Here is a 14,347-nt window from a genome sequence, read left to right on the forward strand (position 1 = left end):
GACACGATTCGAACGTGTGACCTTTGCCTTCGGAGGGCAACGCTCTATCCAGCTGAGCTACGGGTGCGTGGAGGTTCATTTAGCCGATTGGCCCGGCGTCGGCAACGGGCCTCGTGGGGGGCCGGGAAGACCGGTCTCGAGCGTGCCGCCCATACCTTTGTTCCGGCCAGGGCGCCGGCCGGCGTCGATCACGCGCGCAGACGTCCGGGATGGCATTACCCCGTTAAAACCTGTTGATGCAGCCACGAACCGTTGCCCCTAGAGCATGATTCAACTGGGTTGAATCATGCTCGTCGCCCATCTTCTGGTTTGAGCATGACCTTTTCGGAAAACCGGTTCCCACTTTTCCGGATCATGCTCTAAGCCGCGACCGTCGCTTTTTCGCGGCGTGCACCCAGCATTTGCCTCACCTCGGGACCGGGCTTGGCGGCGCTGAACAGATAGCCCTGCATCTCGGTACAGCCCAGCGCGCGCAGCCGTTCCTTTTGCTGCTGGGTTTCGACGCCCTCCGCGGTCGTCGTCATGTTGCCCGCGGCGGCGATGTTCACCACCGCCTGCACGATCACCGATGAGCCGTCGATCTCCGCGATGTCGCTGACGAAGCAGCGGTCGATCTTGATTTTGTCGAACGGAAAACGCTTCAGATAGCTCAGCGAGGAATAGCCGGTGCCGAAATCGTCCAGCGCGATGCGAACGCCAATGGCGCGGAGCTGATGCAGGATGGCCAGCGCCGCCTCGTCATCGCCGATCAGCACCGCCTCGGTAATTTCAAGTTCGAGCCGGCTGGCCGGAAGACCTGAGGCCGCAAGCGCGGCCGCGACCTTCAGCGGCAGCGTCAAGCATTTCAGCTGCACGGGCGAGACGTTGACGGCAAGGCGGACATGATCCGGCCAGTTGGCCGCCTCGGCGCAGGCGGTTCTCAGCACCCATTCGCCGAGCTCAACGATCAGGCCGGTGTCTTCCGCTACCGGGATGAATTCCGCCGGAGAAATCATGCCGCGTTCGGAATGGCGCCAGCGCAGCAGGGCTTCGCAGCCGGTCACCTCGTCATCGCGAAGATTGACAAGCGGCTGATAGTGGATTTCGAAACCGCCATCCGCGAGCGCGTGACGCATATCCTGCTGCAGTATAAGCCGCGCTCTTGCGCTGGCATCCATGGCCGGCTCGAAGAAGCGATGGGTGCGGCGTCCGCTGGCCTTGGCGCCATACATCGCCAGATCGGCATTCTTGATGAGCTGATCCAGATCGGTGCCGTCGTGCGGAGCCAATGCGATGCCTATGCTGGCATCGCTCGAGAGCTGATGGCCAAGGCATTGATAGGGTTGCCGTATCGCCTCATGGATTCGGGTGACGAATTCCACCACATCGGCGGGTTTATCGACGTTTGTCTGAACCACCGCGAACTCGTCGCCGCCAAGCCGCGCCACAAAATCGCTCTCTCTGATGCAGCTCTTCAGGCGACTGGCCACGGCCTTCAGCAATTCATCGCCGACATGATGCCCGAGCGAATCGTTGATGCCCTTGAACTCGTCGATGTCGATATACAGCAACGCGAACTGCTCGCCGCGGCCGATTCTCCGCAACTCGCGTTCGACCCACTCGCGGAACAGTACCCGGTTCGGCAGATCGGTCAGCGCGTCGTAACGCGCAAGGTGCGCGATTTTCTCGTCGGCGCGCCGGCGGTCGGTGACATCGTCGACCACGTTGATGATGTACCGCATTTGGCCGGCCTGATCCGGAATTCCGATGCGCCTTGATGTGATATAGCGCGGGCCCAGCGCCTGGCTTACCACCGGGCGCTTGTCCAGGAACTCGTCCAGGAACAGGCCGTCGGCGGATTGCAGGGCTTTTTCGTCGTCTGCAACGATGATATCGGCGGCTGCCTTCGGAAACAGATCGAAGGTCGTCTTGCCGACGATCTCTTCACGCGACAGCCCGAACTGGGTCGCGGCCACCCGATTGACCAGGACGTAACGGCGATCGCACACGTCCTTCACCGTGATCTGGGTCGGTATGTGGTCGATGATCTGGCGCAGGAATGCATGATTGCGGTCGCGTTCCTGTTCGAGATTGCGACGCTCCGTGATGTCTTCCATTGTCACAACCCAGCCGCCTTGCAGCAGCGGCCGAACCACGACCTGAACCGAACGTCCGTCCGCGGATTCGACAATGCTGTGAACAACCTCACCCTGCGCGACGTTGCCCAGCACGGTCGCACAAAACTCATCGACGTCCCCCTTGAGGGATCCGATCTCCTTGCGACGCCGGATAACGTCGTAAAAATGCGTACCAGGCCTTACGTCCGCGGTCGACAGGCCGTACATATCGATATAGCGCTGGTTGCAGACGACGACCCGTGCCGATGCATCATACAGCACAAGGCCCTGTGTCATGTTGTTGAGGGCGGTATCGAGCTGATGCTTTTCCTGCGCCAGTCGCTGCTGCGATTCCCGGTGCTGCCTGGTCATCCGCCTGACGATCAGGAATAGAAGGATCGCGATCACCGAGGCGGAGAGAACGGCCGCTGCGATCATGATTCTGGTTTGGGCACGCCAGTCGGCCAGCGCGGCCGCAACCGTCGTGGTCGCGAAAATCACGATTGGAAAATGGCTCAATTCACCCGCTGACCCGAGTCTATCCTTACCATCGATGGGACTTTTCAGACGCAGAGTCTGATAACCGCCTAAGGTCAGGACTTTGTTTAGCAGTGGAAGCCCCTTTAATCTTTGCCCGATCATCGATTCGGCATGAGGGTGACGCGCCAGCATCGTTCCATCGCGATGGAACATGGAAATTGCCGCACCCTCGCCGAGCGCGACGGATGCGAAAAAGTTCTCAAAATTAATGGGGTCGATTCGCCTCGCCATCACGCCGAGAAAAACCCCGTCAGGTCCTGTCAGTCGATAGGCGATGATCGTGGCCCAGTTGCCGGTGGAATGGCTGCGAACCGATTCGACCATGGCTGTTTTGGATTGTGGGTCTGATCTGAGAGCTTTGAAATAGGCCCGATCGTCGATATTGACCGCCGGCCGAGGCCACCAGACCCCCGACGTGTTGATCAGATTTCCGTCCGCATCGAAGATGTTGACGTCGCCGATATAGGACGAAACGCTGACCTTCGACTTCAACTCCAGGTGTGCTTCAGGAGAAGACAGCCGGCTCCGGAAAATTTCGGGCGAGACGATCTCGGAAATCTGCATCTGGGAGATCAGGTTGCTTGCAATGACATCGGAATCTTCGAACTGCTGATCGAAGTGCCGGGTCAACAGCAGCACCGTATTTTCGAGTTCACGCTCAGTGTTGCGCAGCGCGCTCTCGCGAAATTCACCGACCATTACGACGGTGCCGACGATGATCGCCGCGATCAGGAAAACCCCTCCGAGGACAAGCCATAGCACCGGGCCCCGCCGGGCAGAGACGGCGGTGTGATACGATCCGATGGCCGAGGTTCCGAGCTTTCCAACTCTACCCCAAATGCTGGAGGCTAAATTCCACATTCCCCTACTCCAAGGGTATTAGGCATACGATGCATAAATGGCATACCCGTTAGGGAATCCGGTTACTTAAACCTTAATTGATGTTTTGGGGGGCGGGGGTCATGAGGGGGTCCTCGTGGCCGCCACGCCAACGCGGCGTTCAATCAAGAAAAGCCGCACTCGTGCTCGTTTGCCCGATATCGGCAAGGGCTGTCGGGCGAGGTTTCGTGGTTCTCCGCCGTTATTTCCGCCCCCGAACCGTCATGATAAGCGTAGCCTGAAAAGCGCGCGGATCGGACCCGCGCATCTCCAGGGGGCAACAAGCAATGGCGAAGACTTCCGGCGCCGCGGATTCCGTTGATACGAGCAAGGCGTGGCCGCTGTTCCGCTCGCTGAACGGGTACCGCATTCAATTCCTCAGCCACGACCTGTTTGCGGGCCTGACGCTGGCCGCGATCGCCATTCCCGAACAGATGGCGACGGCGCGGCTGGGCGGGTTCACCCCGCAGATCGGCTTTTTCGCCTTTCTGGCGGGATCGCTCGCATTCGCCGCCTTCGGAAGCAACCGCTTCCTGTCCAGCGGCGCGGATTCGACGATCACCCCGATCTTCGCCGGCGGTCTCGCCGTGCTGGCCGCATCCGGCTCGCCCGACTACCTGACGCTTGCCGCGGCGCTCGCGCTGATGGTCGGGCTTTTCCTGCTCGCCGCGGGAATTTTCCGCCTCGGCTGGATCGCCGATCTGCTCTCGATCCCGGTGACCACAGGCTTTCTTGTCGGCATCTCGGTACACATCCTGATTTCGCAGCTGCCGGAGATCCTCGGTCTGCCGACGCCCGAGGGCCCGATGCTGGAGCGCCTGGTAACCCTCGCCGAGCATCTGGGCCAGACCAACCCGTTCACGCTTGTCATTGGTTTCGGCGTTTGGGCGATCATTGCCTTGTCCGAGAAAATCGATGCGCGGATTCCCGGCGCGCTGATCGGTCTTGCGCTGGCGAGCGCGGCCGTGGTGCTGTTCGCGCTTGAGAGCCGGGGCGTCAGCGTGCTCGGTGCGGTCACGGTAACAATGCCGGTGGTCGCGATCCCGGTCGTCTCGGCCAGCCGGCTGACGAGCCTGCTGTCGCTCAGTCTCATCATCGCAATTGTCGTCATGGTGCAAACGGCGGCCACGACGCGATCTTTTCCGTCCAACCCCAACGAGCCGCCGGATGTCGACCGCGATTTCGTCGGCGTCGGCGTCGGCAGTATCCTGTCGGGACTGATCGGCGCATTTCCGGTCGATGCCAGCCCGCCGCGCACCGGCGTGGTTTCCGAAACCGGCGGACAATCCCAGTTCGCCGGCCTCGCGGCGGTGGCGATCGTGATCCTCCTGCTGGTGTTCGGCGCATCGCTGCTGCGTCAGATCCCCAATGCCGCGCTCGGCGGCGTTCTTCTGTTCGTCGCGCTCCGAATCATCCGTGTCGGCCAGATCGTCACGATCTTCAGGCAGTCGCTGGGCGAATTCCTGCTGATCCTGCTGACGGCGGCCGCGATCATCGTTCTGCCGATCGAACAAGGGGTTGGAATCGGCATTGCGCTCTCGCTGCTGCACGGCATATGGAGCACGACCCGCGCGCGGGTACTCGTCTTCGAACGCGTGTCCGGAACCTCGATCTGGTGGCCGTCGAGTTCAAATCTGCCCGGTGAACGCGAGCCCGGCATCATTGTCGCGGGATTCCAGGCCCCGCTGTCTTTTCTCAACGCCTATGATTTCCGGCACGGTATTCTGGCCGCCTTGAAGTCCTCCCCCCAGAAGCCCCGGCTGCTGGTGCTCGAGGCGACCGGCATTGTCGAGATTGATTTCACTGCCGCGCAGGTGTTGACCGACCTCATTCGCAGATGTCACGCCGACGAGGTCGACTTCGCCATCGCGCGGCTTGAATCCGTTCGCGCCCAGGAGGCCATCGCACGTTTCGGTGTCGGTGAACTCTTGGGCCCGGACCATCTGTTTCAAAGCGTCGAGGAGGCGATCAAGGCGCTGGGCAAGGCGGATCCGACCGGCTGATCAGGCTGGAACAATCACCTTGCCGATCGGCCACAGCGCGATGCCGGCGAGCTTCACATGGGCCCAGGCGAAGGGGATGCCGATGATGGTCACGGCCAGCACGACCGCGGTAACGATGTGCCCGAGTGCCAGCCACCAGCCCGCCAGCACGAACCAGATCAGGTTGCCGATCAGCCCCAGCGGCCCGGTGCCCAGATCGGATTGACCGGTCAGGCTGTCGCGGCGCACCGCCTTTTGTCCGAACGGCAACAGCGTATAGGCGGCGATGTTGAACGCGGCCCTCGCCCAGGGCAGGCCGATAATGGTGATGGCCATGATGATGGCGGCGATGACCCAGCCGGCCGCCATCCACAGGCCGCCGCAAAGAACCCAGAATATATTCAGAACCAGCGAGACAGGATGCATGCGACTTCCCGTGAATGAGACTGGCCGCGTGCGCCGCGGGGTTTCCGGGACGTTTATAAGCCTTACGGGGCTGCGGCGATAGTAAGGACGCGCGCCTAGCGGCGATAGCGCTCATTCCGGGCCTGGGCCTGGCGGCCCTCTTGCGGCGGGCGGCTCGCCAAACTGACGCGTGCGTCGCTTATAACGGGAACGGTTGGCTTGAGTTCTTCGAGAAAAATCGGTCTGGAAAAATAGAATCCCTGGGCGTAGCGGATTCGGGTGGCGGCCTGCAGATAGGCGAGTTCCTCGAAGGTTTCGATGCCCTCCGCGACGACGGTCATGCCCAGCGCCTCGCTGAGCGATTCGATCGCCCGCAGGATTCCCTGGCTGCGCGGACGCAGATGGATGTCGGTAATGAACGACCGGTCGATCTTGATTTCGTCGGCGGTGATGTCGGCCAACGCCGACAGCGAAGAATAGCCGATGCCGAAATCGTCGATCGAGATCCCGACGCCCAGCTTGCGGAAGATCGGCAGAATCTCGTCCTGGAAACGGGTTTTGGCGACGAACGCATCTTCCGTCACCTCGATCATGAAGCGTCTTGGAAAACCGGTCGCCTCGAGCGCCTGCGCAAACGAGCGCATGAACTCAGGATTGCCGGCCTGCTTGGCCGCGACGTTGATGCTGATGCTGGTGTCATGGCCAAATGTCTCGTTGATGAGATCGATCGACTTGACGATCTCCGCCAGTACCAGATGCGTCAGTTCGTCGATCAGTCCCAATTCCACGGCGAGGTTGATGAAGGTGCCGGGGGCCTGGATCACGCCCTCGTCGTCGCGCAGACGGACCAGCGCCTCGATGCCCTTGATATCCCGGCTCCGGATGTCGACTTTCGGCTGAAACGCGCAGCAAAAGCGCTTGTCGAGAATGGCCAGCCGCAGCGACTGCTCGACTTTCATCCGCTCAAGCGCCTCGCGTTCCATGCCGGCGTCGAAGAAGGCCGCCGCACCCTTGCCCTCGTTCTTGACGCGGTACATCGCGATGTCGGCATTCTGGCGCAGCACGTCATAGCTGCGTCCATGATCGGGATAAAGGCTGACCCCGATCGAGGTCGAGGCGAATATTTCCGATCCGTCGATGAAGAACGGCGCTTTCAGCCGCTGCAGCGTGGCCTCGATATATTCCACCACCTCTTGCTGGTTCTGGATCGGGTTGAGCAACAGCATGAATTCGTCGCCGCTGATCCGCGACAGCATGTCGGACTCGCGCAGATCCAGCCCGAGCCGCTTGGCGACCTCTATCAGCAGCGCGTCCCCGATCGGATGGCCGTAATAATCGTTGATGTGCTTGAAATTATCGATGTCGAGAAACGCCAGCGCGAATTTGGGGCATACGCCGTCGTGCCGGATCAGGCTGTTGGCACGGTGCTCGATCACACGCCGCATCGGCAGGTTAGTCAATTCGTCAAAGTAGGCCGACCGGAACAGATGATCCTCGACGGCCTTTTGCTCGCTGATGTCGGCGGAACTCGAAATCAAGAGATTGCGGTCCGCGATGCGGACCGGACGATGGGCCGTGAGAAAGACCTGCTTGCCCTGGCCGCCGGTGACGCATTCTTCGGCAACGGCGGCGCGCCCGGCGCGGAGGAATGCAAGGCCGACTTCGCGGCGGTCGTTCAATGGCTGCGAGGCCAGCGCGGGCGATTGCCCATCGGCCAGCCCGAGCTGGGCCGCGGCAGCGTCGTTGACCAGCAGGAAGCGGCCCTGCTCGTCCTGAACGGTGACACCCGTCGGGAGCATTTTGAAAACATCCCGCAGGATGCTCAGGTCGCTGTCAACGGCGCATTCGCTGTCGTCTTGCGTCGCGGCGTGCAGGTCCTGGCGGATCGGGCTTTGCATAGCCGCCGAATTTGTCAAACTCTCTTGTAGGTTTGGTTAAATGGAGCCCGGAAAAGCGGTGACAACCCCGCGGCGAGCGTTTTTGGATCAGTACCGTCCTGATCGTCATTAATAAAATGTCAACGCGATTTCGGAATGCGCCAGGGAGTTCAACTCGCAAAACTCAACTGGCGGGTATGCGGCATTGCATCGTGCAATGAACGCCGGTCTTCAAAAAGGTCATTTCGGTCTTGCCCTCAAAAGGCCCGAGCGCCGTTTTCAGCAATTTACTGCCAAAGCCGGCGGCTCCAATCGCGCTGACCGAGGGTCCTTCGGTTTCGTCCCAGGCAATATTGAGGCGATCGTCGGTCACCGACCACGATACCTGTAATAACCCGCGGGCGGATGAAAACGCGCCGTATTTGCCGGCATTGGTCGCCAATTCGTGAAATATCAATGCCAGGCTCACCGCCAGTTTGGCCGGAAGAAACAGCCGCTCGCCGTTCAAGTTGAACCGGACATGTCCATAAGGCCCGAGCTCGGAGAGCAGCAGATCCTTGATGTCGCAACCGCGGCCATCGACCTTTGCGATCAGGTCGTCGGTCGCCGACAGCGCCCGCATCCGATGGTCGATCCTGGCCCAGATCTGCGGTTGATCCTGCAGCACCTGATGCAGCACCGCGTGAATGGTCGACAATTTGTTTTTCAGCCGGTGCTGGAGCTCGTCGACGACGAGCTTGCGATAGGCCTCCTCCAGAATCAGGCGCCTGGCGATTTCCCGCTGATTTAAGGCGACCGTTCGATAGTGCTCGATACCCCAGATCGTGAGGCCGCACACGATCAGATAGATCGTCGACAGCGCCAGTCTTGCAAAATCGGTCGGGGCATCGCCGAAATTCAGCGTCATGCCGAACAGGCCGCCCAGAATGGCGGTCGCGATCCCGATCCGGAAACCGCCGAGTGCGGTGGCAAAGAACACCGCTGGAAAATAAGGGGTGAAATAGACGTCCGGCCGGACCAACGAAAGACCCCACCGCGCCGCGGTCGAGACTGCGATGCAGGCTGCCGCAAATCCAATGCTCAATAGCGGAGATAGCCGCGAGGTTCCCTGCCAGCCCTGCCGAAACTCGTCGATCAATCTTGCCATGGGTCACATCAGCCGATCAGCTCATCCGGAACAAGGCCGAGCATAGAACAAAATAACGCGCTGCGAGAATGGCCGTCACAAGGAGACCCGTGCCTGGTCCGGCAAAGCCGGACCAGGTGCCGGGCATGATGGGTATACGTGTAAAATGCCAACCTCGGTGCAGCGCAACGCCGCGCCGCCACACATGGCTTGCGTTGTTCCGGCCGGCCGGAGATATATTGGACCCAACCTTGTCAAAAAGGAGAGCGAGATGGGACGGCTGGACGGGAAGGTCGCGGTCATCACCGGCGCGACAAGCGGCATCGGCCTGCGCACCGCCGAGATTTTTGTCTCGGAGGGCGCGAAAATCGTTATCGCCGGCCGCCGCGCACCGGAGGGCGAACGGCTCGCCGAAAAGCTCGGCGCGGCCTGCGTGTTTCGCCGGACCGATGTCACGATCGAGGAAGATATCCGCGCCTTGATCGGCCAGGCGGTCGACAGATTCGGCCGCATCGATTGCCTGTTCAACAATGCCGGCGGCCCGGCGCAGACCGGCGGCATCGAGGACCTCGACGCGGCGCGCTTCGACGCCGCGATGGCGACGCTGTTGCGCAGCGTGATGCTGGGCATGAAACACGCAGCGCCCCAGATGCGCCGCCAGGGTTCCGGCAGCATCATCAACAATGGCAGCATTGCCGGCAGGCTCGCCGGCTTTTCGTCGTCGGTCGTCTATGGCGCGGCCAAGGCCGCCGTGATTCACTTGACCAAATGCGTCGCGATGGAGCTTGGCGAATCCGGCATCCGCGTCAACAGCATTTCGCCGGGCGCTATCGCCACCGGCATTTTCGGCAAGGCGCTGGGTTTGTCCACGGAAGCCGCCGAGAAAACCCCCGAGGTGATGCGCGAGGTCACCAAGAGCGCACAGCCGATACCGCGGGCCGGATTGCCTGAGGACATTGCCCATGCCGCGGTGTTTCTGGCCAGCGACGAATCCAGTTTCATCAACGGGCACGATCTGGTGGTCGATGGCGCCATCACCGGCGGGCGCAACTGGACCGCGCAGCAGCAAGGGTATGTCGCCATGCGCAAGGCGTTCGATCAGCACACCGGATAGTCCTTCAGAGGAGGCGTCAATGTCCGCAATCGTGGGTGTGGCAAGGACTGAAGCCAGCCAGGTTCATATGCCGGTCTATATGACCATCATGGCCGGTCTCGCCTGCGCGTTTGTCGCCGGGAAGGCGTTGCCGCTCACCATGGACGCCATCTCGACGATCGCGGCTCCGCTTTGCGCGGCAAGCAATCCCGTCGGGTCGGCACTTGATACCGTCGAGCCGATTGCGTCGTACGCGCTGCCGAATGTGCCAGGCAAGCGCGTCACCATCGTGCGGGTGTTCTATGGTCCCGGCGGATTTACCCGCGCGCATCGGCATGCGGGCTCGGTCACCGCCTATGTCACCAAGGGCGAGATCCGCTCGCAGCTTGGCGGCGGCCCGGTTGAGACCTTCAAGGTAGGCCAGTCTTTCTTTGAACCCCCGGGCGCCACGCATCTGATCTCGGCCAATGCGAGCAACACCGAGCCTGCCGAACTGATCGCGGTGTTCGTGGCGGACGAGGGCGCGCAGCTCACGACGTTTATCGAGTAGTCGTGTTTCGTCGAACCGTGACCGGGTTCCGTGTATGGTCGAGTCAACGCGGAGGCAGGCGGAATGAACGCAAGGCTTGAGAAAAAATTGCGACTGCTTGCGGTCATCGTTACGGCCAGCACGATCGGGGCCGCCGGCTATGCTCTCTCACAGGGTTTTACCTCTGCAAAAGAGATAGCCGTGGGAATCCTATACGGACTGATCCTCAGTGTCACGCTCGGGGGCGTTTCGCAATTCATCCTCGAAGGTCCGATGCGGGGCTGGCTCGGAAGCCTTTCGTTTACAGCGAGTCTGATGGTGCGAAGCGCGATCTACTCTGCGATTATTGTTCCCATCCTCTTCTTTCAATTAGGTGGCGTTATCGCGGGGGTTGCCCGCGATCCGTCTCACAGAACCTTCTGGATCGACATCACCTATTCCGTTGCATGCGTGGTTCTGGCAAATCTCGTTATCGGAATTACCAATATCATCGGGCCCCGCGCGTTCCTTAATTTCGTCATCGGGCGATATCATACGCCGGTCGAGGAAAGCCGCTTCGTGCTGTTCGTCGACATCGCGGGATCGACCGGGCTGGCCGAGCGCCTCGGCGGGGTCGCCATCCATCGTCTGCTCGACCGCACGTTTCGCCTGCTGACCCTGGCGGTGGTGGATTATCGCGGCGAAGTCCTCAACTATGTCGGCGACGAGGTGATCGTGACCTGGCGGGAAGACCACGGCGCGATCGATTGCCGTCCGCTACGCTGCTTTGTGGCCATGCGGGAAGAGCTGTCGCAGGCGTCGGCCCAATTGCAGCACGAGTTTGGAGTTGTGCCGCGGATTCGCGGGAGCCTGCATTTCGGGCCGGTGATCGTCGGCGAGATCGGCGACGTCAAGCGCGCCATCGTCTTCAACGGCGACGTCATGAATACCGCGGCACGGCTCGAGGAGCTCAGCCGCAATGTCGACGGCGGCTTTCTCGCGTCCCGCGCGGCGATGGACCGCTTCGGCTCGGCGCCGCCATTCGCGGTGCGCGACCTCGGGCGGCTAGCTATTCGCGGGCGCGCCGATGGGATCGACGTGGTCGGCATCGACGCCCCGGCTTTGGCCTGATCCGCTCACGCAACCGGCGACAGCACCACGCGCAATCCGTCCTTTGGCTTCGGGATCGGCCACATCTGCCAGTCCGGCGTGGTGCCGGGCTGCAGCGAGACACTGAGATTCTGCAGGAAATGCCGCGTGAAGCATTTCGCCTGCATATAGGCAAAGTGCAGCCCGAGACACATGTGGGCGCCGCCGCCGAACGGCACCCAGGCGAAGCGATGGCGGCCGCGCTGCGCCTCGTCGGTAAAGCGCGACGGATCGAAGGTTTCGGGATCGGGCCATATGTCCGGCATGTGATGGGTAAACAGCGGATTGATTCCGACCAGCGTGCCTGCGGGTATCGCATAGCCTGCAAAGCTGAAATCGCGCGTCGCGCGCCGTGGCAGCGACGGCACCGGCGGCTTCATCCGCATCGCCTCCTTGAACGCCATCTCGGCAAGCGGCATCGCTTCGAGATGGTCCGATGTCGTCGGTCCATCCGCGGCGACGCCGAGCGCGTTGACCTCCTCGCGCAGTTTGTCCTGCCACTGCGGATTGGCCGCAAGTGCGGCCACAAAGGACGTCAGCGACGAGGTCAGGGTGTCGTGCGCGGCCATCATCAGAAAACTCATGTGGTCGACGATATCCTGGGTCGAGAGCAGCGCGCCGTCCTCGTGGGTGGCGCGGCACAATTGCGAGAACAGGTCTTCGCCGCCTTTCGCGCGGCGGATCGGAATCTGCTCCGAGAAATAAGCGACGATGCGGGCGCGGCCCTTGACTCCGCGCGCCATCTGCGTGCCGGGCAACGGTTGACGGATCGGGGTCACCGCTGCCGCGACCATATCGACGAACGCGCGCGTAATCGCGTCGACATCGGGGCCAATGCCGGTGCCGAGAAACGACGTCGCCGCCAGATCGAGCGTGAGCTGCTTCATCGCCGGATAGAACAATATCGGCCCTGGCTGCGCCCTCCACTGCGCGACCCGCGCCGCGATCCCGGCGTCGAGGGCCGCGAGATAGGACTTCATCGGCCCGGACTTGAACGCGACCGACAGCGCACGCCGGTGCAGGCGGTGTTCGTCGAAATCGAGCAGCATCAGGCCACGTGGAAACAACCGGCCCAGGACCGTCTCCCAGCCATGGGTCGAGGAGAACAGCCTGCTCTGGTCGAACAGCACGAGTTCGTTGGCTTCAGGTCCGAGCAAGGTGATGCTGGTTTCGCCCAGCACGCGACTGCGATAGACGGGGCCGTACTTCGCGGCCATCCGCTCGACCTCCCCTTTGGGGTCCGCGAGGATCGCCAACGTGCGGCCGACGATCGGCCAGCCCTCATCGCCCGGAATGTGCGTCAGCGAAGTACGTTTGGCCGGCGTGAGGGTGATCGCGGGCGAAACCACAGTCTGCATGGACATGGCAATTGCTCCGATTGGTCGCAGTGATCCCAGTGAATCCATCGGACCGCAATCTTGTTGTGATCGCTGGTCCGGGTCGATGTCATCGGCGTAGCCCCAAGCTGATAAAATAGACCCTTTGTCGCTGGCGTGCAAAGGCTCTCAAGAACCGCGACCCGTCTTGCCGGACATAAATTGGCAAGGCCTGCTGCGTCGCACGCGTCAGGCCTTCCGCTTCGCGGCTTCCTGCTGCAAATCCGGCGCGTTGATGGTGGGAATCGCGACGCGGCCGGGACCGGTGAGCGAAAGCGCTGCGGCGGCCTTGTCGTTTTCCATGATCTTGGCCATCACCGCTTGTCCGGCGCGATCGAACACCGCGCGGTGCTCGATCAGGAACTTTTGCGATTCGCGCAGTTTGGCGATGTGACCGTTGATTTCCGGGATCACATAGCGCGCCACCATGTCCCAGCTGCGCCGGGTGTTCTCGGGGTTGGCCCAGTCGTGCACGAAGCCAACGATGGTGCCGACGCCGCCGGAGACCTGCATCAGGCTCTTGATGGTTTTGACCAGGTCGTCGGGGGTGCCGATGGTGGAAGCGGCAGCCTCGCCGCCCGCGGTCTTCTCCACGGCATCCTCCGGCGAGGTAAATGGCTGCAGGCCCGGCCGCTGCAGCGTGCCGACGTTATATTCGTTATGCCAGCGCATCAGCCCGGTGCCGGCCTCGCGGCGGGCCTGTTCGCGGCTCTCGGCGATGTGCCAGGACAGCAGCACACGCCAATCGGAACGGCTTACGGTGGTGCCGTGCTTTTTGGCGGCATCCTCGGCGAACCCCCATTGCGTCGGCAGCGCCATCAGGCCCTGCGTCGACATCGAGCCGAGCGAAATGATGCCGATGCCGTATTTGCCGGCCAGCGTCATGCCCGACGGCGAAATCTGCGACGCCACCACGAACGGCATCTCTTCCTGCAACGGCAGGATCTGCAGCGCGGCGTCGTTCATCGTGAACCAGTCGCTCTTCACCGTCACCCGCTCGCCTCGAAACAGCCGGCGAATGATCGAGATCGCCTCGTCCTGGCGATCGCGCTGTGTCATCGGATCGATGCCAAGCGTATGCGCGTCGGAGGCGAGCGCGCCCGGCCCGGAACCGAAGATGGCGCGGCCTCCGGTCATGTGGTCGAGTTGCACCATGCGCTGGGCGACGTTGAAAGGATGGTGATAGGGCAGCGAGACCACGCCGGTGCCGAGCCTGATGCGCTTGGTGCGTTCGCCGGCGGCGGCCAGGAACATCTCGGGCGAGGCGATGGTTTCCCAGCCCGAGGAATGATGCTCGCCGCACCAGAATTCGTCGA

Annotated in this window: 10 protein-coding genes and 1 tRNA gene; 4 read left to right on the top strand and 7 right to left on the bottom strand. The window is 61.9% G+C overall.

Annotation, left to right across the window (positions count from 1 at the left end):
- A tRNA-Arg gene (locus ABR948_RS20770) sits at window positions 1–59 on the bottom strand.
- Between the two features lie 300 nt (window positions 60–359).
- On the bottom strand, window positions 360–3,497 hold the full coding sequence (locus ABR948_RS20775; RefSeq protein ID WP_428121468.1) for a bifunctional diguanylate cyclase/phosphodiesterase: 3,138 nt from the start codon (window positions 3,495–3,497) through the stop codon (window positions 360–362).
- A gap of 305 nt (window positions 3,498–3,802) precedes the next feature.
- Here ABR948_RS20775 and ABR948_RS20780 point away from each other — a divergent pair, with 305 nt between their 5' ends.
- Window positions 3,803–5,518, top strand: coding sequence for a SulP family inorganic anion transporter (locus ABR948_RS20780; protein WP_428121471.1), 1,716 nt, complete (start codon window positions 3,803–3,805; stop codon window positions 5,516–5,518).
- Here ABR948_RS20780 and ABR948_RS20785 read toward each other — a convergent pair whose 3' ends face one another.
- The 3 genes from ABR948_RS20785 to ABR948_RS20795 form a co-directional block, all read right to left on the bottom strand.
- On the bottom strand, window positions 5,519–5,923 hold the full coding sequence (locus tag ABR948_RS20785) for a YccF domain-containing protein (protein WP_428121473.1): 405 nt from the start codon (window positions 5,921–5,923) through the stop codon (window positions 5,519–5,521).
- A gap of 95 nt (window positions 5,924–6,018) precedes the next feature.
- On the bottom strand, window positions 6,019–7,800 hold the full coding sequence (locus tag ABR948_RS20790; protein WP_428121476.1) for a putative bifunctional diguanylate cyclase/phosphodiesterase: 1,782 nt from the start codon (window positions 7,798–7,800) through the stop codon (window positions 6,019–6,021).
- A gap of 163 nt (window positions 7,801–7,963) precedes the next feature.
- Window positions 7,964–8,926 carry a sensor histidine kinase gene (locus tag ABR948_RS20795; RefSeq protein WP_428121478.1) on the bottom strand — a complete coding sequence of 321 codons (963 nt, stop codon included), beginning with the start codon at window positions 8,924–8,926 and terminating at the stop codon, window positions 7,964–7,966.
- A gap of 250 nt (window positions 8,927–9,176) precedes the next feature.
- Between ABR948_RS20795 and ABR948_RS20800 the strand changes: the two genes are divergently transcribed.
- The 3 genes from ABR948_RS20800 to ABR948_RS20810 all read left to right on the top strand — a co-directional run bounded on the left by ABR948_RS20800 (window position 9,177) and on the right by ABR948_RS20810 (window position 11,637).
- On the top strand, window positions 9,177–10,019 hold the full coding sequence (locus ABR948_RS20800) for an SDR family NAD(P)-dependent oxidoreductase (RefSeq protein ID WP_428121480.1): 843 nt from the start codon (window positions 9,177–9,179) through the stop codon (window positions 10,017–10,019).
- A gap of 67 nt (window positions 10,020–10,086) precedes the next feature.
- Window positions 10,087–10,548 (top strand): cupin domain-containing protein, encoded by a 462-nt coding sequence (locus ABR948_RS20805; protein ID WP_428121489.1) that lies wholly within the window; start codon window positions 10,087–10,089, stop codon window positions 10,546–10,548.
- Between the two features lie 180 nt (window positions 10,549–10,728).
- Window positions 10,729–11,637, top strand: coding sequence for an adenylate/guanylate cyclase domain-containing protein (locus ABR948_RS20810; RefSeq protein WP_428121482.1), 909 nt, complete (start codon window positions 10,729–10,731; stop codon window positions 11,635–11,637).
- 5 nt (window positions 11,638–11,642) lie between these two features.
- Here the strand turns inward: ABR948_RS20810 and ABR948_RS20815 are convergent, their stop codons facing one another.
- Window positions 11,643–13,019, bottom strand: a complete 1,377-nt coding sequence (locus tag ABR948_RS20815) for a cytochrome P450 (protein ID WP_428121484.1) — start codon at window positions 13,017–13,019, stop codon at window positions 11,643–11,645.
- Window positions 13,020–13,220: 201 nt separating this feature from the next.
- Window positions 13,221–14,347: LLM class flavin-dependent oxidoreductase (locus ABR948_RS20820; RefSeq protein WP_428121486.1), on the bottom strand; the 1,127-nt coding region annotated here is incomplete at its 5' end.

Origin of the sequence: Bradyrhizobium sp., assembly GCF_050014615.1 — a bacterium.
Classification (GTDB): domain Bacteria; phylum Pseudomonadota; class Alphaproteobacteria; order Rhizobiales; family Xanthobacteraceae; genus Bradyrhizobium.

Coding starts and splice junctions, on each gene's coding strand:
- ABR948_RS20785 (WP_428121473.1), bottom strand. CDS start 5,923: ATGCATCCTGTCTCGCTGGTTCTGAATATATTCTGGGTTCTTTGCGGC.
- ABR948_RS20790 (WP_428121476.1), bottom strand. CDS start 7,800: ATGCAAAGCCCGATCCGCCAGGACCTGCACGCCGCGACGCAAGACGAC.
- ABR948_RS20795 (WP_428121478.1), bottom strand. CDS start 8,926: ATGGCAAGATTGATCGACGAGTTTCGGCAGGGCTGGCAGGGAACCTCG.
- ABR948_RS20815 (WP_428121484.1), bottom strand. CDS start 13,019: ATGTCCATGCAGACTGTGGTTTCGCCCGCGATCACCCTCACGCCGGCC.
- ABR948_RS20800 (WP_428121480.1), top strand. CDS start 9,177: ATGGGACGGCTGGACGGGAAGGTCGCGGTCATCACCGGCGCGACAAGC.
- ABR948_RS20775 (WP_428121468.1), bottom strand. CDS start 3,497: ATGTGGAATTTAGCCTCCAGCATTTGGGGTAGAGTTGGAAAGCTCGGA.
- ABR948_RS20805 (WP_428121489.1), top strand. CDS start 10,087: ATGCCGGTCTATATGACCATCATGGCCGGTCTCGCCTGCGCGTTTGTC.
- ABR948_RS20780 (WP_428121471.1), top strand. CDS start 3,803: ATGGCGAAGACTTCCGGCGCCGCGGATTCCGTTGATACGAGCAAGGCG.